Origin of the sequence: Flavobacterium sp. ov086 (genome assembly GCF_900187965.1) — a bacterium.
Lineage (GTDB): Bacteria > Bacteroidota > Bacteroidia > Flavobacteriales > Flavobacteriaceae > Flavobacterium.
This window is the reverse complement of record NZ_FZNL01000008.1, coordinates 81,265-99,588: the sequence shown is the minus strand read 5'-3', so window position 1 is coordinate 99,588 and position 18,324 is coordinate 81,265. Positions and strand designations below refer to the sequence as shown.

General features: G+C 32.8%; 23 protein-coding genes. 21 read left to right on the top strand and 2 right to left on the bottom strand.

Translation table 11 applies throughout. The features are described 5' to 3' along the window. The first annotated feature begins 1 nt into the window (after window position 1). The 17 genes from rplR to ctlX all read left to right on the top strand — a co-directional run bounded on the left by rplR (window position 2) and on the right by ctlX (window position 12,433). Window positions 2-352 carry a 50S ribosomal protein L18 gene (rplR, locus tag CHB81_RS10890; RefSeq protein ID WP_042565878.1) on the top strand — a complete coding sequence of 117 codons (351 nt, stop codon included), beginning with the start codon at window positions 2-4 and terminating at the stop codon, window positions 350-352. 3 nt (window positions 353-355) lie between these two features. After that, entirely contained in the window at window positions 356-880 is a 525-nt protein-coding gene (gene rpsE / locus CHB81_RS10885) for a 30S ribosomal protein S5 (RefSeq protein WP_085950926.1), read from the top strand. A gap of 12 nt (window positions 881-892) precedes the next feature. Continuing rightward, window positions 893-1,075: a 50S ribosomal protein L30 gene (gene rpmD, locus CHB81_RS10880; RefSeq protein ID WP_017495010.1), complete on the top strand. Its 183-nt coding sequence runs from the start codon at window positions 893-895 to the stop codon at window positions 1,073-1,075. A gap of 11 nt (window positions 1,076-1,086) precedes the next feature. Further along, a complete protein-coding gene (rplO, locus tag CHB81_RS10875; protein ID WP_017495009.1) occupies window positions 1,087-1,539 on the top strand; it encodes a 50S ribosomal protein L15 in 453 nt (150 codons plus the stop codon). Window positions 1,540-1,552: 13 nt separating this feature from the next. Further along, window positions 1,553-2,899: a preprotein translocase subunit SecY gene (gene secY, locus CHB81_RS10870; protein WP_089351921.1), complete on the top strand. Its 1,347-nt coding sequence runs from the start codon at window positions 1,553-1,555 to the stop codon at window positions 2,897-2,899. A 7-nt stretch (window positions 2,900-2,906) separates the two neighbouring features. Next, the gene (infA, locus tag CHB81_RS10865; RefSeq protein ID WP_007136545.1) at window positions 2,907-3,122 is read left to right on the top strand and encodes a translation initiation factor IF-1; all 216 of its coding nucleotides are present in this window, start codon (window positions 2,907-2,909) and stop codon (window positions 3,120-3,122) included. Window positions 3,123-3,134: 12 nt separating this feature from the next. Next, complete coding sequence (gene ykgO, locus CHB81_RS10860; RefSeq protein ID WP_072945378.1) at window positions 3,135-3,251, top strand: type B 50S ribosomal protein L36; 117 nt, start codon at window positions 3,135-3,137, stop codon at window positions 3,249-3,251. Window positions 3,252-3,253: 2 nt separating this feature from the next. Then, the gene (gene rpsM / locus CHB81_RS10855; protein WP_056245953.1) at window positions 3,254-3,628 is read left to right on the top strand and encodes a 30S ribosomal protein S13; all 375 of its coding nucleotides are present in this window, start codon (window positions 3,254-3,256) and stop codon (window positions 3,626-3,628) included. Window positions 3,629-3,636: 8 nt separating this feature from the next. After that, window positions 3,637-4,020: a 30S ribosomal protein S11 gene (rpsK, locus tag CHB81_RS10850; RefSeq protein ID WP_007803677.1), complete on the top strand. Its 384-nt coding sequence runs from the start codon at window positions 3,637-3,639 to the stop codon at window positions 4,018-4,020. Window positions 4,021-4,115: 95 nt separating this feature from the next. Next, the gene (gene rpsD, locus CHB81_RS10845) at window positions 4,116-4,721 is read left to right on the top strand and encodes a 30S ribosomal protein S4 (RefSeq protein WP_026982953.1); all 606 of its coding nucleotides are present in this window, start codon (window positions 4,116-4,118) and stop codon (window positions 4,719-4,721) included. Between the two features lie 21 nt (window positions 4,722-4,742). Next, window positions 4,743-5,735, top strand: a complete 993-nt coding sequence (locus tag CHB81_RS10840) for a DNA-directed RNA polymerase subunit alpha (protein WP_026109818.1) — start codon at window positions 4,743-4,745, stop codon at window positions 5,733-5,735. Between the two features lie 36 nt (window positions 5,736-5,771). After that, on the top strand, window positions 5,772-6,260 hold the full coding sequence (gene rplQ / locus CHB81_RS10835) for a 50S ribosomal protein L17 (RefSeq protein WP_089351920.1): 489 nt from the start codon (window positions 5,772-5,774) through the stop codon (window positions 6,258-6,260). Between the two features lie 252 nt (window positions 6,261-6,512). After that, on the top strand, window positions 6,513-7,631 hold the full coding sequence (gene carA, locus CHB81_RS10830) for a glutamine-hydrolyzing carbamoyl-phosphate synthase small subunit (RefSeq protein ID WP_089351919.1): 1,119 nt from the start codon (window positions 6,513-6,515) through the stop codon (window positions 7,629-7,631). 99 nt (window positions 7,632-7,730) lie between these two features. Next, on the top strand, window positions 7,731-9,023 hold the full coding sequence (gene eno / locus CHB81_RS10825; RefSeq protein ID WP_055093067.1) for a phosphopyruvate hydratase: 1,293 nt from the start codon (window positions 7,731-7,733) through the stop codon (window positions 9,021-9,023). Window positions 9,024-9,179: 156 nt separating this feature from the next. Further along, window positions 9,180-10,457, top strand: a complete 1,278-nt coding sequence (locus CHB81_RS10820) for a citrate synthase (RefSeq protein WP_089351918.1) — start codon at window positions 9,180-9,182, stop codon at window positions 10,455-10,457. A gap of 65 nt (window positions 10,458-10,522) precedes the next feature. Then, on the top strand, window positions 10,523-11,437 hold the full coding sequence (locus CHB81_RS10815) for a dimethylarginine dimethylaminohydrolase family protein (protein WP_089351917.1): 915 nt from the start codon (window positions 10,523-10,525) through the stop codon (window positions 11,435-11,437). A gap of 60 nt (window positions 11,438-11,497) precedes the next feature. Further along, the gene (gene ctlX, locus CHB81_RS10810; protein ID WP_089351916.1) at window positions 11,498-12,433 is read left to right on the top strand and encodes a citrulline utilization hydrolase CtlX; all 936 of its coding nucleotides are present in this window, start codon (window positions 11,498-11,500) and stop codon (window positions 12,431-12,433) included. Between the two features lie 81 nt (window positions 12,434-12,514). Here the strand turns inward: ctlX and CHB81_RS10805 are convergent, their stop codons facing one another. Beyond that, entirely contained in the window at window positions 12,515-12,919 is a 405-nt protein-coding gene (locus tag CHB81_RS10805; RefSeq protein ID WP_089351915.1) for a helix-turn-helix domain-containing protein, read from the bottom strand. A gap of 105 nt (window positions 12,920-13,024) precedes the next feature. After that, window positions 13,025-13,654, bottom strand: a complete 630-nt coding sequence (locus CHB81_RS10800; protein WP_089351914.1) for a MarC family NAAT transporter — start codon at window positions 13,652-13,654, stop codon at window positions 13,025-13,027. A gap of 151 nt (window positions 13,655-13,805) precedes the next feature. Here CHB81_RS10800 and CHB81_RS10795 point away from each other — a divergent pair, with 151 nt between their 5' ends. The 4 genes from CHB81_RS10795 to CHB81_RS10780 all read left to right on the top strand — a co-directional run bounded on the left by CHB81_RS10795 (window position 13,806) and on the right by CHB81_RS10780 (window position 18,319). After that, window positions 13,806-14,171: a CoA-binding protein gene (locus CHB81_RS10795; RefSeq protein WP_089351913.1), complete on the top strand. Its 366-nt coding sequence runs from the start codon at window positions 13,806-13,808 to the stop codon at window positions 14,169-14,171. Between the two features lie 200 nt (window positions 14,172-14,371). Continuing rightward, entirely contained in the window at window positions 14,372-14,992 is a 621-nt protein-coding gene (recR, locus tag CHB81_RS10790; protein WP_089351912.1) for a recombination mediator RecR, read from the top strand. A 72-nt stretch (window positions 14,993-15,064) separates the two neighbouring features. Beyond that, complete coding sequence (locus CHB81_RS10785) at window positions 15,065-15,856, top strand: polysaccharide biosynthesis/export family protein (protein WP_089351911.1); 792 nt, start codon at window positions 15,065-15,067, stop codon at window positions 15,854-15,856. Window positions 15,857-15,871: 15 nt separating this feature from the next. Then, window positions 15,872-18,319: a polysaccharide biosynthesis tyrosine autokinase gene (locus CHB81_RS10780; protein WP_089351910.1), complete on the top strand. Its 2,448-nt coding sequence runs from the start codon at window positions 15,872-15,874 to the stop codon at window positions 18,317-18,319. Window positions 18,320-18,324: the final 5 nt, after the last annotated feature.

Genomic DNA, 18,324 nt, shown 5'->3' with positions numbered 1-18,324 from the left:
TATGTCATTAACAAAATCTGATAGAAGACAGAGAATTAGATTCAGAATTAGAAAATCGATTAGTGGTACTGCTACTAACCCAAGACTATCTGTATTTAGAAGTAACAAAGAAATTTATGCTCAACTTATTGATGACGTAAATGGAGTTACTTTATTAGCTGCATCTTCAAGAGAAAAAGAAATAGGAAAAGGTACTAACGTTGAAATCGCTGCTGCTGTTGGAAAACTAGTTGCAGAGAAAGCGTTAAAAGCTGGGATTGATACCATCACTTTTGACAGAGGTGGATATTTATATCACGGTCGTATTAAATCATTAGCAGAAGGCGCAAGAGCGGCTGGACTTAAATTCTAATATATTATGTCTAAATACAAAAATGTAGAATTGGTAAAACCAAGTGGTCTTGAACTTAAAGATCGTCTGGTAAGTGTTAATCGTGTTACTAAAGTTACAAAAGGTGGTAGAGCTTTCGGTTTTTCTGCTATTGTAGTTGTAGGTGATGAAAACGGAGTAGTTGGTCATGGATTAGGAAAATCTAAAGACGTTTCTGAAGCAATTGCGAAAGCAGTAGAAGATGCTAAGAAAAATTTAGTAAAAATTCCTTTGAATGGACAATCTGTTCCTCACGAACAAAAAGGTAAATTTGGTGGTGCACGTGTATTCTTAATTCCTGCTTCTCATGGTACAGGAGTTATTGCTGGTGGAGCTGTTCGTTCAGTTCTTGAATCAGTAGGTATTCACGATGTATTATCTAAATCTCAAGGATCATCAAATCCTCATAACGTAGTGAAAGCAACTTTTGATGCTTTATTACAAATGAGAAGCGCTCACACTGTTGCAAAACAAAGAGGTGTTTCTTTAGAAAAAGTTTTTAAAGGTTAATTCAAGGAAATTATGGCTAAATTATTAGTAAAACAAGTAAGAAGCAAAATCAACTGCCCTCTTTCTCAAAAAAGAGGTTTGGAAGCTTTAGGTCTACGTAAAATGGGACAAGTTGTAGAGCATGATTCAAATCCTGCAATCCTTGGGATGATAAACAAAGTTAAACACTTAGTTTCTGTCGAAGAAGCTAAATAACAAATACTGTTATGAATTTAAGTAACTTACAACCAGCTGAAGGGTCAACACACAATCAAAATAAAAGATTAGGTAGAGGAGAAGGTTCTGGAAAAGGTGGTACTTCTGCAAGAGGTCACAAAGGAGCAAAATCTCGTTCTGGTTATTCTAAAAAGATTGGTTTTGAGGGAGGGCAAATGCCACTTCAAAGACGTGTGCCTAAGTTTGGTTTCACAAACATCAATCGTAAAGAATACGAAGGTGTTAATTTAGATACGCTTCAATTATTAGTAGACAATGGTGTGATTACTGATTCTGTTTCTATGACAGATTTCGTTGCAAACCGTCTAGCTACCAAAAATGAAATCGTTAAGATTTTAGGTAGAGGAGAATTGAAAGCAAAATTAAAAGTAACTGCCCACAAATTTACTGCTACTGCAAAAGCTGCTATTGAAGCTGCTGGTGGAGAGGCTGTAACTATATAACTTATCTATTAAGATGAAGAAATTTATTGAATCAATAAGTAATGTTTGGAAAATCGAAGAACTGAAAAATAGAATCTTAATTACATTAGGATTACTTTTAGTATATCGTTTTGGTGCACACGTTACGCTTCCTGGAATTGACGCAACTCAATTAACAGGTTTAGCGGGACAAACTAAAAATGGTTTAGGATCAATCCTAGACATGTTTACAGGGGGTGCTTTCTCTAAAGCTTCAGTTTTTGCTTTAGGTATTATGCCTTATATTTCTGCATCTATTGTTGTTCAGTTAATGGGAATTGCGATTCCTTATTTACAAAAGCTTCAAAACGATGGAGAGAGTGGTAGAAAAAAGATTAATCAAATCACTCGTTGGTTGACTATAGCTATTACACTGGTTCAAGGTCCAACTTATATCTATAATTTATACAGAACGTTACCTGGAAGTGCATTCTTACTAGGCTTTAATTCACCTGAATTTTTGTTTTCGTCTGTTATCATCTTAGTTACTGGTACTATTTTTGCTATGTGGCTTGGAGAAAAAATTACGGATAAAGGTATTGGAAATGGAATTTCATTATTGATTATGGTTGGTATTTTGGCTAGACTACCTCAAGCATTCATGCAAGAGTTTTCTTCTAGAGTAACAAACAACAATGGTGGTCCAATGTTATTAGTTATTGAAATTATTGTGTGGTTATTGGTAATCATTTCTTGTGTATTGCTTACAATGGCAGTACGTAAAATTCCGGTTCAATACGCTCGTCGTACAACAACTGGAGATTACGAGCAAGATTTGGCTGGTGGTAATAGACAATGGATTCCTCTAAAGCTTAATGCTTCTGGAGTTATGCCAATCATTTTTGCTCAGGCAATTATGTTTATACCTGCAGCTGTAGCTGGATTGTCTAAATCAGATACATCACAATCTATTGTTGGTGCGTTTAGTAATATGTTTGGTTTTTGGTATAATTTTGTATTTGCAACTTTAATTATTGTGTTTACATTCTTTTATACTGCTATCACTGTTCCTACTAACAAAATGGCCGATGATTTAAAAAGAAGTGGTGGTTTTATTCCTGGAGTTCGTCCAGGTGCTGAAACTTCAGACTTCTTAGATAAAGTGATGTCTTTAATAACTTTCCCAGGATCTTTATTCCTTGCTTTGATTGCTGTGTTCCCAGCCATTGTTGTAAGTATTATGGATGTACAACAATCTTGGGCAATGTTTTTTGGAGGTACCTCATTAATAATTATGGTTGGTGTTGCAATAGATACTATTCAACAAATCAATTCATACTTGTTAAACAAACATTATGATGGTTTAATGAAGACTGGTAAAAATAGAAAAGCGGTAGCTTAATATATTTATGGCAAAACAATCAGCAATAGAACAAGACGGATCAATCATCGAAGCATTATCAAATGCGATGTTCCGTGTAGAGTTAGAAAATGGACATATCGTAATTGCTCATATTTCTGGAAAAATGCGTATGCATTACATCAAGTTATTACCTGGTGATAAAGTGAAACTAGAAATGAGTCCTTATGATTTGTCAAAAGCAAGAATTACTTATCGATATTAAAGGATATTCACTATGAAAGTTAGAGCATCAGTAAAAAAGAGAAGTCCCGAGTGCATCATTGTGCGTAGAAAAGGGAGATTGTACGTAATAAACAAAAAGAATCCTAGATTTAAACAAAGACAAGGATAATTATGGCAAGAATAGCAGGGGTAGATATCCCAAAAAATAAAAGAGGTGTTATAGCACTTACCTATATCTTTGGATTAGGAAGAAGTAGAGCTATTGAGATTTTAGAGAAAGCTCAAGTTAGCCAAGATAAAAAAGTTCAAGATTGGAATGATGACGAGATCGGAGCAATTCGTGAAGCTGTTGGTGCATTTAAAATTGAAGGAGAATTACGTTCTGAAGTTTCTTTGAACATCAAACGTTTAATGGATATTGGTTGTTACAGAGGGATCCGTCATAGATCTGGTCTTCCGTTAAGAGGACAAAGAACTAAAAACAACTCTAGAACAAGAAAAGGTAAAAGAAAAACTGTTGCTAACAAGAAAAAAGCAACTAAATAATAAGTAATATGGCTAAAGCAACTGCAAAAAAACGTAAAGTTATCGTTGAATCAACGGGAGAAGCTCATATTTCTGCTACCTTCAATAACATCATCATTTCTTTGACTAACAAAAAAGGTGAAGTTATTTCTTGGTCTTCAGCTGGTAAAATGGGTTTTAGAGGTTCTAAAAAGAACACTCCATACGCAGCCCAAATGGCAGCAGAAGATTGTAGTAAAGTAGCTCTTGAAGCTGGACTTAAAAAAGTAAAAGTTTATGTAAAAGGACCAGGAAACGGACGTGAGTCTGCTATCCGTTCTATTCATAACGGTGGAATTGAAGTTACAGAGATTATCGATGTTACTCCAATGCCTCACAACGGATGTCGTCCTCCAAAAAGACGTAGAGTTTAATTTTATTTATTCATAGTATAAACAAGGTAGAATATAGATTATCGAAGGATTTGACCTGAATTCATAATCTCTACCTTAAATTTAATTTTTTAGAAATGGCAAGATATACTGGTCCAAAAACTAGAATTGCTCGTAAATTTGGCGAGGCAATCTTCGGAGATGATAAATCTTTCGAAAAAAGAAATTACCCACCTGGACAACACGGGATGGCTAAAAAAAGAGGTAAAAAATCTGAGTACGCTGTTCAGTTAATGGAAAAGCAAAAAGCTAAATATTCTTATGGAATTTTAGAAAAACAATTCAGAAATTTATTCAAAAAAGCATCAGCTACTAAAGGTGTTACTGGTGAAGTTCTTTTACAATTATGTGAAGCAAGATTAGATAACGTTGTTTTTAGAATGGGTATCGCTCCTTCTAGAAGAGGTGCTAGACAATTAGTTTCTCACAGACACGTTACTGTAAATGGTGAAGTTGTAAATATTGCTTCTTACCACCTTAAACCTGGTGATAAAGTTGCAGTTCGTGAAAAATCTAAATCTTTAGAAGCTATCGAACGTTCTTTATCAAATTCAAGTCATGTTTATGAATGGATTACTTGGAATAATGATCTTAAAGAGGGAACTTTTGTTTCTGTACCTGCAAGACTTCAAATTCCAGAAAACATTAAAGAACAATTAATCGTAGAGTTGTACAACAAATAATAATTGACTTAGTCGAAATTTATGGCAATATTTAATTTTCAAAAGCCCGATAAAGTTATCATGATCGATTCAACCGATTTTGAAGGTAAATTCGAATTTAGACCTTTAGAACCTGGTTATGGATTGACAGTTGGTAATGCACTTAGAAGAGTTTTGCTTTCAGCATTAGAAGGTTATGCAATTACATCTGTTCGTATCGAAGGTGTAGATCATGAGTTTTCTACTATTTCAGGTGTTGTTGAAGATGTTACCGAAATTATCCTTAATCTAAAGCAAGTACGTTTCAAACGTCAAATTGAAGATATCGATAATGAAGCAGTTACAATTTCTGTTTCTGGTAAAGATCAACTAACAGCAGGTGATTTTCAAAAATTTATTTCAGGTTTCCAAGTTTTGAATCCAGACCTTGTTATCTGTAATTTAGATTCTAAAATCAAATTGAACTTCGATTTAACAATCGAAAAAGGTAGAGGATATGTTCCTGCTGAGGAGAACAAAAAACAGAACGCTGCAATTGGTACTATTTTTACAGACTCTATTTTTACTCCGGTAAAAAATGTAAAATACGCAATTGAAAACTTCCGTGTTGAGCAAAAAACAGATTACGAAAAATTAGTTTTTGAAATTAAAACTGATGGTTCTATTAATCCAAAAGATGCTCTTACTGAAGCTGCTAAAGTTTTAATTCACCACTTCATGTTATTTTCTGACGAAAGAATTACACTCGAGGCTGACGAAATTGCACAAACAGAATCGTATGATGAAGAGTCATTGCATATGAGACAATTGCTTAAAACTAAGCTTGTTGATATGGATTTATCTGTGAGAGCATTAAATTGCTTGAAAGCGGCTGAAGTTGATACACTTGGTGATTTAGTATCGTTCAATAAAAATGACCTAATGAAATTCCGTAATTTTGGTAAAAAATCTTTAACTGAGCTTGATGAACTTGTTGCAGTTAAAAATTTAACTTTCGGAATGGACTTAGCTAAATACAAATTAGATAAAGAATAATTCAATCCGCCACGGCGGATTAAATTTAAAATAGCAATGAGACACGGAAAAAAATTCAATCACTTAAGCAGACAGACTGGACATAGAAAAGCTATGTTAGCTAATATGGCTTGTTCTCTTATTGAGCACAAACGTATTAACACTACTGTTGCTAAGGCTAAAGCGCTTAAACAATTCGTTGAGCCTTTAATCACAAAATCAAAAGAAGATACGACTCACAATCGTCGTATTGTTTTTGCTTACTTACGTAGTAAATATGCGGTAACTGACTTGTTCAGAGACGTAGCTGCTAAAGTTGGTGACCGTCCAGGTGGATACACTCGTATCATTAAAGTTGGAAATCGTTTGGGAGATAATGCTGATATGGCAATGATCGAACTTGTAGATTTCAATGAGCTTTACAATGGAGGTAAAAAAGAAGTTAAAAAAGCAAAAAGCCGTCGTGGTGGTAAAGCAAAAAAAGCTGAGGAAACTACTGAAGCTCCAGCTGCTGAGTCTGATACGACTACTGAAGCTTCTGAATAATTATGAAAGTAATGATTCTATAGAAATCAAGGATAAACTAATTTTTAGTTTATCCTTTTTTTTTGATTTTTTTTAAAATAGTTTAAAATGTAACTTATTTCGAAATTTAGGTTTTAATTTTATTAATGAAATTTTTAAAAAATCTTGGAAGCACTCTTTTAAAGGAGTAAATTTGCAAAATATCTAATTACAAATGAAAGACGTCTGACGGATTTCATGACACAATTAAAAAAAACAATACACAATTAAAGAATGAAATACACTACACGACAAAGCGCCATTTTATTACTAAGTGATGGAACTATTTTTCACGGAAAATCTATCGGTATTAGCGGTAAAACTTTTGGTGAAGTTTGTTTTAATACTGGAATGACCGGTTATCAAGAGATTTTTACTGACCCATCTTACTTTGGACAGATAATGGTGGCTACTAATGCTCACATTGGAAACTACGGTGTCAATGATTTAGAAATTGAATCTGATAGCATTAAAATTGCTGGTTTAGTTTGTAAAAACTTCAGTTTTAATTATTCAAGAGAAGATGCTTCAGGAAGTTTAGAAGATTATTTTACAAAACAAAATTTAATCTGTATTTCTGATGTTGATACGCGTGCACTTGTAAGTTATATTCGTGATAATGGAGCTATGAATGCAGTTATTTGCACTGATGGTACTTCTGTTGAAGAATTAAAAAAAGAATTGGCAAATGTGCCAAACATGGAAGGTTTAGAGTTGGCATCAAAAGTATCAACAACTAAGCCTTATTTTTTTGGTGATGAAAATGCAACTTATAAGATTTCAGCTTTAGATTTAGGAATTAAAAAGAATATCTTAAGAAACCTTGCGAAAAGAGATTGTTATATCAAAGTTTTTCCATACAACTCTACTTATAAAGATCTGGCTGAATTTAATCCGGATGGATACTTCTTGTCAAATGGACCTGGAGATCCGGATCCTCTTTTTGGAGCTATCGAGGTTGCAAAAGAAATTTTGGCAAATGATAATCCTTTATTTGGAATTTGTTTAGGACATCAGGTAATTGCTTTGGCAAACGGAGTTCAAACGTATAAAATGTTTAATGGTCACAGAGGAATTAACCACCCGGTTAAAAATCTAATTACTGGTAAAGGAGAAATTACTTCTCAAAACCATGGTTTTGCTGTAAATAAAGAAGCTTTAGATAATCATCCAGATTTAGAGATAACGCATTTGCATTTAAATGATGGAACGGTTGCAGGTATGCGTATGAAAAGTAAGAATTGTTTTTCAGTACAATACCATCCTGAAGCAAGTCCTGGACCACATGATTCATCTTATTTGTTCGATCAATTTGTTGAGAATATAAAAGTAGCTACTGCTAAAACGATATAGTTAATAAATAAAGGTGTTTAATGGTAAGAATGCATTTTTTCTATTAAATATTTTTATAATTTCGAAAAAAATATAATTTATTAATAAAAAACAAAAATAATGAGTATTATAATTAAAGTTCACGCAAGACAAATTTTTGATTCTAGAGGTAATCCTACTATTGAAGTTGATGTAGTAACTGAAAATGGAGTTTTAGGTAGAGCGGCTGTTCCATCTGGAGCATCAACTGGAGAACATGAGGCTGTTGAATTACGTGATGGAGGAAAAGCGTTCTTAGGAAAAGGAGTTTTGAATGCAGTGAATAATGTAAATACTGTTATTGCTGAAGAATTAGTTGGAACTTCTGTTTTTGAACAAAACACAATTGATCAATTGATGATCGATTTAGACGGAACACCAAACAAATCTAAATTAGGAGCAAATGCTATTTTAGGAGTTTCTTTGGCTGCTGCAAAAGCTGCTGCAAACGAACTTGGATTACCATTATACAGATATGTTGGTGGAGTTTCTGCAAACACATTACCGGTTCCAATGATGAATATCATCAATGGTGGTTCTCACTCTGATGCACCTATCGCATTTCAAGAATTTATGATTTTCCCTGTAAAAGCTACTTCTTTTACACATGCTATGCAAATGGGAACTGAAATTTTCCATAGCTTGAAAAAAGTATTGCATGACAGAGGTTTAAGTACAGCTGTAGGTGATGAGGGTGGTTTTGCGCCAAATTTAGCTGGTGGTACTGAAGATGCTTTAGATACTATCAAATTAGCGGTTGAAAAAGCTGGATATACTTTTGGTGACGAAATTATGATTGCTCTTGACTGTGCTGCTTCTGAATTTTATGTAAACGGTAAATATGATTATACTAAATTTGAAGGTGAAACTGGAAAAATCAGAACTTCTGAAGAACAAGCTGATTATTTAGCTGAACTTGCTGCTAAATATCCAATTATTTCAATCGAAGATGGTATGTATGAAGATGACTGGAATGGGTGGAAATACTTAACTGAAAAAATTGGACATAAAGTACAATTAGTAGGTGATGATTTGTTCGTTACTAATGTTGAGCGTTTATCAACTGGAATTGAAAAAGGAATCGCAAATTCAATTTTAGTAAAAGTTAACCAAATTGGAACTTTAACAGAAACTATTGCAGCTGTAAATATGGCTAAAAATGCAGGATATACTTCAGTAATGTCTCACCGTTCAGGAGAAACAGAAGATAATACTATTGCTGATTTAGCTGTAGCTTTAAACTGTGGTCAAATTAAGACTGGTTCTGCTTCTCGTTCTGATCGTATGGCAAAATACAATCAATTATTGAGAATCGAAGAAGAGTTAGGAAGTACTGCTTATTTCCCTGGATTAAACGCTTTCAAGATTAAATAATTGTAAGAGTTATATATAGATTTAAACCATCCATTTCTTAATGGGTGGTTTTTTTTTGGAGTTTTAACAAATTCATAGCAGTATTCTTTTTTTAATTAGTCTTAAATTCCTTAGATTTGATAAATTATTATTTTAAAGAATTATTTCCGATATATTATGTCAAAAATAGCTACATTAGAAGTAGATGGTCAAAAAATTGAACTTCCGGTAATCACAGGAAGCGAAAATGAATCAGCTATCGATATTAACAAATTACGTGATTTAACTGGTTTTATTACAATCGACCCTGGATATAAGAATTCTGGATCTTGTACAAGCGAAATCACTTTCTTAGACGGAGAATTAGGGATTTTACGTTACAGAGGATATTCAATTGAAGATTTAGCCGAAAAAGCTAACTTCTTAGAAGTGTCTTATCTTTTAATTTTTGGAGAATTGCCAAGTGCTAAAGAATTGGAACAGTTTGAAAATGGTATTAAAAAACATACTTTGGTTAACGAAGAGATGAAAAATATCATTGATGGTTTTCCAAAGACAGCACATCCAATGGGTGTTTTATCTGCTTTGACAAGTGCTTTGACAGCATTTAATCCAAAAGCAGTAAATGTTGAAAATGAAAAAGAAATGTACGAAGCCATTTGCAAAACAATGGGTAAATTTCTTGTAATTGCAACATGGACTTATAGAAAATCTATGGGGTATCCGTTGAACTATTACGACAATACACAAGGATATGTAGAGAACTTTATGCAATTAATGTTTAAATTGCCTACAGGACCTTATGCTGCAAATCCGATTATCGTGGATGCATTAGATAAATTGTTTATTCTTCATGCAGATCACGAGCAAAACTGTTCTACTTCTACAGTAAGAATGGTTGGTTCTTCTCATGCTGGTTTATTTGCTTCAATTTCTGCTGGAGTTTCTGCACTATGGGGACCACTTCACGGAGGTGCCAATCAAGCTGTACTAGAAATGCTTGAAGAGATTAATAAAGACGGAGGAGATACTGATAAGTTTTTGGCTAAAGCAAAAGATAAAAATGATCCTTTCCGTTTAATGGGATTTGGTCATAGAGTTTATAAAAACTTTGATCCAAGAGCAAGAATTATTAAAAAAGCTGCTAAAGAAGTATTGGAAACTTTAGGTGTTGAAGATCCTATTTTAGAAATTGCTAAAAAATTAGAATCAGCTGCTTTAGAAGACGAATATTTCAAATCAAGAAACTTGTATCCAAATGTTGATTTCTACTCTGGAATTATTTACAGAGCATTAGGAATTCCAACAGATATGTTTACAGTAATGTTTGCTATTGGTAGATTGCCAGGTTGGATCGCCCAATGGAAAGAAATGCGTGAAAACAAAGAACCAATTGGAAGACCAAGACAAATTTATACGGGGCATCCCTTGAGAGACTTTAAGTCTAACAAATAAATAACTTTAAAAGCTTCACTTAACTGTGAAGCTTTTTTTATATTTGCCCAAAATCTAATACTATTATGTTGCAATTAAATATAAAGAACGAAACGTCAAGATTACGGGCAGTAGTTTTGGGTTCAGCTGTTCATAATGGGCCAACTCCATCTTTAGAAGAGGCTTATGATCCTAAATCATTGGAGCATATTAAGGCAGGAACTTATCCAATCGAAGAAGATATGGTTGTTGAAATGGAGGCTTTTAATACTGTTTTTAAAAAATATGATGTAAAGGTTTATCGACCAGAAATGATCGAAAATTACAATCAGATTTTTGCGAGAGATATTGGATTCGTAATTGATGATACGTTTGTAAAATCGAATATTTTACCGGATAGAGAACGTGAATTAGATGCAATTCAATATGTAATTGATCAAATGGATTCCTTAAAAGTGGTTCGTCCACCAGAAGAAGTTCATATTGAAGGTGGAGATGTTATGTTGTGGAATGATCATATTTTTATTGGAACTTATAAAGGAAGTGATTACAAAGATTACATTACAGCGCGTACAAATATGCAAGGTGTAAATTATATCAAAGAATTGTTTCCTAATAAAATTGTCAAAGAATTTGATTTAGTGAAATCTAAATTAGAAGCTCGCGACAATGCTTTGCACTTAGATTGTTGTTTTCAACCTGTAGGAAAAGATAAAGGAATTATTTATAAAAGAGGTTTCCGTGAAGAAGCTGATTACTTGTACTTAGTTAACCTTTTTGGAATGGAAAATTTATTTCATATCGAAAGAAACGAAATGTATAATATGTTTTCTAATGTTTTTTCGATTGACGAAAATGTTGTTGTTTCAGAAAAAAACTTTACGAGATTAAACAATTGGTTACGTGCAAACGGATTTACAGTAGAAGAAATTCCGTATGCAGAAATTGCAAAGCAGGAAGGATTATTAAGATGTTCGACGCTTCCATTAATTAGAGACTAAAAAAGATTTTAAGGTTTCGGTAACTTGAAACATGAAACCTGAAACAAAAATATTCAGAATATGAGACAAACAACAAATGCGATCGTAATGATTCGGCCAGTTGCTTTCAGAATGAATGAGCAAACTGCTGTAAATAATTATTACCAAAAAGTATTAGACGGACTTTTGCCAAGTACGGTTAATACTAAGGCACAACAAGAATTTGATACTTTTGTTGAAAAACTGAGAGCGGTAGGAGTTGATGTTACAGTAATAGATGATACTTTAGAAACGGACACCCCTGATAGTATATTTCCAAATAATTGGGTTTCTTTTCATGAAAATGGAGATGTGGCATTGTATCCAATGTTTGCAGAGAATCGTCGTCAGGAACGTCGTGAAGATATTTTAGACACGCTTGAAGATAAAGGTTTTGAAATTAGCAATATAATGGATTACACATCAGCCGAAGAAGATGGTTTTTTTCTTGAAGGAACCGGAAGTCTGCTTTTAGATCGTGCTAATGCAAAAGCTTATTGCGCTTTGTCGCCTCGTGCCGATGAAGAATTATTTATAGAATTCTGTGAAGATTTTGATTATGCTCCAGTAATTTTCGAAGCTTTTCAAACTGTTGATGGCGAACGTAAACTAATATATCATACAAATGTTATGATGTGTTTAGGCGAAACTTTTGCGGTTATCTGTGCAGATTGCATTGATGACAAAAAAGAACGTAAAATGGTTCTTGAAAATCTAAAAGCTGATAAAAAAGAAATCATTCTAATTACAGAAGCTCAGGTAAATAATTTTGCAGGTAATATGTTAGAAGTTCGAGGAACGAATGATAAAAAATATATTGTGATGAGCGCATCGGCACATCAGAGTTTGACTCCTAAACAAATTTCACAATTAGAAAATCACGCTGAAATTTTAAGTTCAAGTCTTGATACTATCGAAGCTTGCGGAGGAGGAAGTGCAAGATGTATGATGGCAGAAGTGTTTTTGCCAAGAAGTTAAGTTTGTTTATAACTAATAAAATTTGATATAAAAAAGGCTCAACCATCTGGTTGAGCCTTTTTTATTATGAATAAGAGCTTCTTATTTATTGATTAATTTTTCAAGTCTGGTCATCATTTCATCTTTCTCTTTCAGCATTCGTTCATACAAAGCTATCTTTTCTTCATGAAGTGAAATCAATTTTTCAATTGGATTATTATTGAAAGTTGGGTTGTAATTTATCAAGCCTTGAGTATCATGAAAAGTATTTGAAATAATATTTATAGCCTGCTCTTCATCAAAATTCTGAAAAGCTTCCACGGGAATTTTTAATATATGTGAGATTTGATCAAGTATATCATCTTCAATTACATCTTTTTGCTCCAGCATAGAAATTTTCTTCTGATTCCAGTCATTTCCGAGATCAAAAGCCAATGACTCTTGTTTGATGCCAAGCATTTCTCTAAAACGTTTTACGTTTCTTCCTTGATGTATTTTCTGTTCCATTAATGAATATAAATTTTCTGCAGGCTTAGAAGTAAAGCCATTTGGATTAAAAATTATGATTTCAAAGATAAAAAAATATAATGTAAATATTCCTTTTGTGAGGTATTACATTAAATTCCCTTTCACGATATTAATGATTGAACTCACTATATATTGAATTCCGATAGAAATCACAATAAATCCAACAATTCTGGATATCGCGACAATTCCCGAAGCACCGAGTATTCTTGCCAGATAATGAGCACTTTTTAGAATTGCGAAAATAGCAACAGCAATTGCTAGAATTGCCAAAGAAGAAATGATGATTTCTTCCATTGAATGATGTTCTTGATAAAATGCTATCAATAAAGACATTGATCCAGGACCTGCAAGCATTGGTATTGCTAACGGAGTTAGAGCAATGTCGTTTCGCTGTTGTGCCTCATTTTCTATCTTTTTATTGATTCCGCGTTTTTTGTTGAATTTCCCTGAAAGAAGTGAAAATCCTGAGTTTACAATTACAATTCCGCCAGCAATACGAAGTGCATCAATGCTTATTCCAAAAAATGACAGAACATATTGTCCTATAAAAAAGGAAACCATCAAAATGATGAAAACGTTTATAGCGGTCCAAAGTGAAATTCGGGAACGTTCTTTTTTAGAGTCATGTTGTGTTAATCCAACAAAAATTGGAACAGTTCCAATTGGGTTTAACACTGAAAAAAGAGCGGCAAATAAATAAATGAATAAATCCATAGAGTTTTGGTTAGTGAAGTAAAAATACTCTTTTTTTGATATATGAAAGCAAATTCGTATTAAGATATTGTCTTTATTATTGTTATTTCTAAATCAATAACCTAAACTAAGCTCATTCTTTTTGATTACTTTTGTAGAATATTTAAAAATGATGAAAAATAAAAAAACTTTAGTTCTGGGTGCAACCACAAAACCAGATCGTTATGCTTTTAGAGCAATAAATATGTTAGTTGAAAAAGGACATACTGTTTTAGCAATTGGTCAAAATACGGGTGAAGTTGCCGGTGTTAAAATTTATACTAAAGCAATTCCTGTAAAAAATATAGACACAGTTACCTTATATCTGAACCCTGCACGTCAACGCGATTATTATAATTACATTATCGAAGCACAGCCTAAAAGAGTTGTTTTTAATCCAGGAGCAGAAAATCCAGAGTTCTATCAGTTGTTAGAACTAAATAATATCAAAGCCGAAGTTGCATGCACTTTGGTCTTATTGGCTACAAATCAATATTAAATTTTTAAGGAGCTATTTCTCCCGAAGTTTCGGGATCTGCTATATCTTTTGTGGCTCCCGAAGTTTCGGGGCCGCACAAAAGGATGTTGTTTCCATCTGGGCTAGAACGAACTCTTGAAATTCAATTGACATTTTTGGTTACCATTGAATTTGGTTGCCCCAAAGCCTACTAAATCATTAAAAGTATTACTTTTGTCTTCATGGAATTTTCATCAAAATTAATAGAAAAAGCAGTCAACGAAATGTCGCAATTGCCAGGAATTGGTAAGAGAACGGCATTGCGATTGGTTCTTCATTTATTAAAACAACCTAAAGAACAAACAAGCTTTTTGTCGCAGGCATTATTAAATATGAGAGCTGATATTAAGTTTTGTGAAAGTTGTAATAATATCTCTGATACAAAAGTTTGCGAAATTTGTGCAAATTCATCCAGAAATCATCAAACGATTTGTGTAGTCGAAGACATTCGCGATGTTATGGCTATAGAAAATACTGGACAGTATAAAGGAATTTACCATGTTCTTGGTGGCAAAATTTCCCCAATTGAAGGAGTTGGGCCAAGTCAGTTAAACATTTCAAGTTTAGTTGAAAAAGTAAAAGCTGGAAAAGTAGTCGAGATTATTTTTGCATTAAGTTCGACTATGGAAGGTGATACAACGAATTTTTACATTTATAAACAAATCGCCGAATCAGAAATTATAATTTCTACAATAGCAAGAGGTATTTCTGTGGGTGATGAATTAGAATATGCAGACGAAATTACACTCGGAAGAAGTATTTTGCATCGGGTTCCGTTCGAAAAAACTTTCAAAAACAATTAATTAAGCCTCAAATAAAGTATAGATTTCCTGAAGATTAAAGTAAAAGCTATATTTGCGATAAAATCCCCAATAATGACTAAAAAAAGCTTTTTTATATTTCTATTAATTAGTACACTATTTACATCTTGTATTCCTATAAAAGACTTAGTGTACTTGCAAGATAAAAACAATTCAGTAGAACAAAATACCAATACCATTTCGGCAGTTGAGTCTAAGCCTTATAGACTTCAGGTGAATGATGTTTTGAGTATTAGTATAAAAGCTATTGATCCTAAATTAGTTTCAATTTTTAATACAACAGCATCGACGACAGGAAAAACTGAATCGGCTTTGTATTTTGATGGATTCACCGTAGATGATCATGGTAATATTAGAATGCCAGTTTTAGGAGAGATAAATGTTATTGGGTATACACTTGATGAAGTTAGAATTCGTATTGAAAAAAAATTGCTTGAGGAATATTTTAAAAGTGAAGCTGATATTTTCGTTACAGTAAAATTAGCAGGTTTTAGATACACTATAAATGGTGAGGTAGGAAGTACCGGAACAAAAACATTGTTTCAGGAACATGTAAATATTATGGAGGCGATCGCAAATGCAGGCGATATTAATACTGTTGGAGATCGAAAAACGGTAACCGTAATTCGACAAACACCAACAGGAGTTCAAATGAATAATATAGATCTTACCGATGTCAATGTTATGAAATCACCTTATTATTATTTGCAGCCTAACGATTATATTTATGTAAAGCCATTGAGACAAAAAACTTGGGGAACTGGTCAGACAGGTATACAATCTATAGGAACAATTATTACGTTGTTGTCACTGGCAACAACAGTTTATTTGATTATCAAAAATTAAAACTAAATTCAAAAGATGTTAGATATAAAAGATTTTTCCATTTTTGAGAATCATTCAAGTTTTGATTTTAAAGGATTTTTGTTGAAAATTGCCAGTTATTGGAAATGGTTTTTAGTTAGCTTATTAATAGCTTTTACTATTGCATATCAAGTAAATGTTCGTAAAGAGAAGATTTACGCAATGCAGACGATGATTTCCATTAAAGAAGAAAGCAATCCATTTTTTACCTCTAATACCAGTTTAGTTTTCAATTGGGGTGGAATCTCAGATCAGGTAAACGGGATTTCAACAATATTGCAATCGCGTTCTCATAATGAATTAGTGGTTGATAAATTGCAGTATTACATCGATTATTTGGAACAGGGAAAATATAATTTTGTTGATTCTTATGGTGCGACTCCTTTTTATGTAAATATAGATAAGTCAAGGCCTCAGCTTGCTAATACTTTAATTAGTATTAAGTTTTTAAGTGAAAGTGAATACCAAATTAAAATTCCTTTTGAGAATAATTCAGTTTCTTTAATTACTTATTCTACTAATGCATATAGCAAAACTTCCGTTCAGCCTGCGGTATTTGTAAAAAGATACAAAGTTGGAGAACAAGTTTCATTACCATTTTTGAATTGGAAATTACAAATAAATGATAACCCCGGTTTTTATAAAGGAAAAGAATATTTTGTAAAATTTAATGATTTTGATGGGACAGTTTCCCGATATAGAGGGGTTAATGTTGAAGGAGATAAAGGCGGAGGTTCACTGTTAACGCTTAGTATGCAGGGGACAAATAAAGCCAGAATGGTAGAATATTTGAATGCAACTGTAAGAATGCTGATCAAAATTCAACTGGACGGTAAAAACCAGTTTGCCACAAATACTATTAGATTTATTGATAGCACTCTAGTTGCTATGGAATCGCAATTAAAACAAACAGGTAATGAATTAAAGATTTTTAGAAAGGATAAGAATATTTATGAAATTCAGGGTGGTGGAGAAAAGGTTTCGAATAAAATCATGGATTTTGATGTTGAACGTGATCAAGTTTCAAGAAAAATTGCATATTATAATTCATTAAAAGCATATTTAAATAATAGTGTAGATTATTCAAGATTACCGGCGCCATCTGTTGCGGGAATTGAAGATCCGAATATTGTAACCAATGTGTCAAAGCTTATAGCGCTTTCTACGCAAAGATCAGAAATGGCTTATGCGGTAAAAAGTGATAAGATTTTTAAGGATTTTGATAATCAGATGCGAGCTGTAAAAGATGTTTTGTTAGAAAATATAACAACAGCAAAAACTTCATTGTTGTATGATTTATCTCTTGTTAATTCAAAAATTGGTGAAGCCGAAAGTACCGTAAAAAGACTTCCCGAAGAGCAGCAGGAATTGTTAAAGATTCAAAGGAAGTATGACCTAAATGATAATATTTATAATGAATTTCTTAAAAAAAGAAACGAAGCTGAGATTGTAAAAGCATCTAATTTGTCAGATATTCATTTTATTGATTCGGCAAAAGATATTGGAGGAGGATTAATTGGGCCTAAAACTTCTGCTAATTATGTACTAGCATTATTTTTAGGAATATTAGTGCCGTTGTTATTCGTTTTTGCATTGTTTTTTATCAACAATTCGATTCAGAATACAGATGACATTAGTAAATTAACTGATATACCTTTAATTGGAGTTATTGGAGTTAATAAAGATGCTGTTAATCTTGCTGTTTTTGATAAACCAAAATCTGCACTTTCTGAAGCTTTTAGAGGAATTCGCTCGTCATTACAGTTTTTATATAAAAAACAACAAGTCAGTGGTTCAAAAACGCTGATGATAACTTCTTCTATAAGTGGGGAAGGAAAGACATTTTGTTCTATAAATATTGCTACTGTTTTTGCTCTGAGTGAAAAGAAAACTGTCGTTGTTGGACTAGATTTAAGAAAGCCAAGATTAGCGGACGAATTTGGTTTAATAAATCAGTTGGGTGTAGTTAATTATTTAATTAAACAAAATAGTGTGGATGAAATTGTAAATAAAACGCAAATCCCAAATCTTGATGTTATTCTTTCGGGACCAATTCCGCCAAATCCATCTGAATTAATTCTGAGTGATGCTATGAAAGAAATGATAGATGAACTAAAGCAGAAATATGATTATGTTATTTTAGATACTCCGCCGGTTGGTCTTGTGTCAGATGCATTAGAATTGGTTCAATATGCAGATGTAACCCTTTATATAGTAAGGCAAAATTATACTAAAAAAGAGATGATCACATTGTTGAATACCAGAGTAAAAAGAGGTGAATTGAATAATGCTAGTATTGTTTTGAATGGTTACGAAAATAAAGCAAAATATGGTTCATCATATGGCTACGGATATGGTTATGGAGCTTATTCAAACGGATATCACGATGAAGTGGTTGAATTAAGTTTATGGAAGACTATTTTAAAAAAGTTCAATAAAAAGTAATTTGA

Excerpts from the sequence above, each read along its gene's own strand:
- rplO (WP_017495009.1), top strand. The coding sequence starts at position 1,087 with ATGAATTTAAGTAACTTACAACCAGCTGAAGGGTCAACACACAATCAA.
- rpsD (WP_026982953.1), top strand. The coding sequence starts at position 4,116 with ATGGCAAGATATACTGGTCCAAAAACTAGAATTGCTCGTAAATTTGGC.
- rplR (WP_042565878.1), top strand. The coding sequence starts at position 2 with ATGTCATTAACAAAATCTGATAGAAGACAGAGAATTAGATTCAGAATT.
- carA (WP_089351919.1), top strand. The coding sequence starts at position 6,513 with ATGAAATACACTACACGACAAAGCGCCATTTTATTACTAAGTGATGGA.
- eno (WP_055093067.1), top strand. The coding sequence starts at position 7,731 with ATGAGTATTATAATTAAAGTTCACGCAAGACAAATTTTTGATTCTAGA.
- infA (WP_007136545.1), top strand. The coding sequence starts at position 2,907 with ATGGCAAAACAATCAGCAATAGAACAAGACGGATCAATCATCGAAGCA.
- rplQ (WP_089351920.1), top strand. The coding sequence starts at position 5,772 with ATGAGACACGGAAAAAAATTCAATCACTTAAGCAGACAGACTGGACAT.
- secY (WP_089351921.1), top strand. The coding sequence starts at position 1,553 with ATGAAGAAATTTATTGAATCAATAAGTAATGTTTGGAAAATCGAAGAA.
- rpsK (WP_007803677.1), top strand. The coding sequence starts at position 3,637 with ATGGCTAAAGCAACTGCAAAAAAACGTAAAGTTATCGTTGAATCAACG.
- CHB81_RS10805 (WP_089351915.1), bottom strand. The coding sequence starts at position 12,919 with ATGGAACAGAAAATACATCAAGGAAGAAACGTAAAACGTTTTAGAGAA.
- CHB81_RS10800 (WP_089351914.1), bottom strand. The coding sequence starts at position 13,654 with ATGGATTTATTCATTTATTTATTTGCCGCTCTTTTTTCAGTGTTAAAC.
- ctlX (WP_089351916.1), top strand. The coding sequence starts at position 11,498 with ATGAGACAAACAACAAATGCGATCGTAATGATTCGGCCAGTTGCTTTC.
- ykgO (WP_072945378.1), top strand. The coding sequence starts at position 3,135 with ATGAAAGTTAGAGCATCAGTAAAAAAGAGAAGTCCCGAGTGCATCATT.
- recR (WP_089351912.1), top strand. The coding sequence starts at position 14,372 with ATGGAATTTTCATCAAAATTAATAGAAAAAGCAGTCAACGAAATGTCG.
- CHB81_RS10785 (WP_089351911.1), top strand. The coding sequence starts at position 15,065 with ATGACTAAAAAAAGCTTTTTTATATTTCTATTAATTAGTACACTATTT.
- CHB81_RS10815 (WP_089351917.1), top strand. The coding sequence starts at position 10,523 with ATGTTGCAATTAAATATAAAGAACGAAACGTCAAGATTACGGGCAGTA.
- CHB81_RS10820 (WP_089351918.1), top strand. The coding sequence starts at position 9,180 with ATGTCAAAAATAGCTACATTAGAAGTAGATGGTCAAAAAATTGAACTT.
- CHB81_RS10780 (WP_089351910.1), top strand. The coding sequence starts at position 15,872 with ATGTTAGATATAAAAGATTTTTCCATTTTTGAGAATCATTCAAGTTTT.
- rpmD (WP_017495010.1), top strand. The coding sequence starts at position 893 with ATGGCTAAATTATTAGTAAAACAAGTAAGAAGCAAAATCAACTGCCCT.
- rpsM (WP_056245953.1), top strand. The coding sequence starts at position 3,254 with ATGGCAAGAATAGCAGGGGTAGATATCCCAAAAAATAAAAGAGGTGTT.
- CHB81_RS10840 (WP_026109818.1), top strand. The coding sequence starts at position 4,743 with ATGGCAATATTTAATTTTCAAAAGCCCGATAAAGTTATCATGATCGAT.
- CHB81_RS10795 (WP_089351913.1), top strand. The coding sequence starts at position 13,806 with ATGAAAAATAAAAAAACTTTAGTTCTGGGTGCAACCACAAAACCAGAT.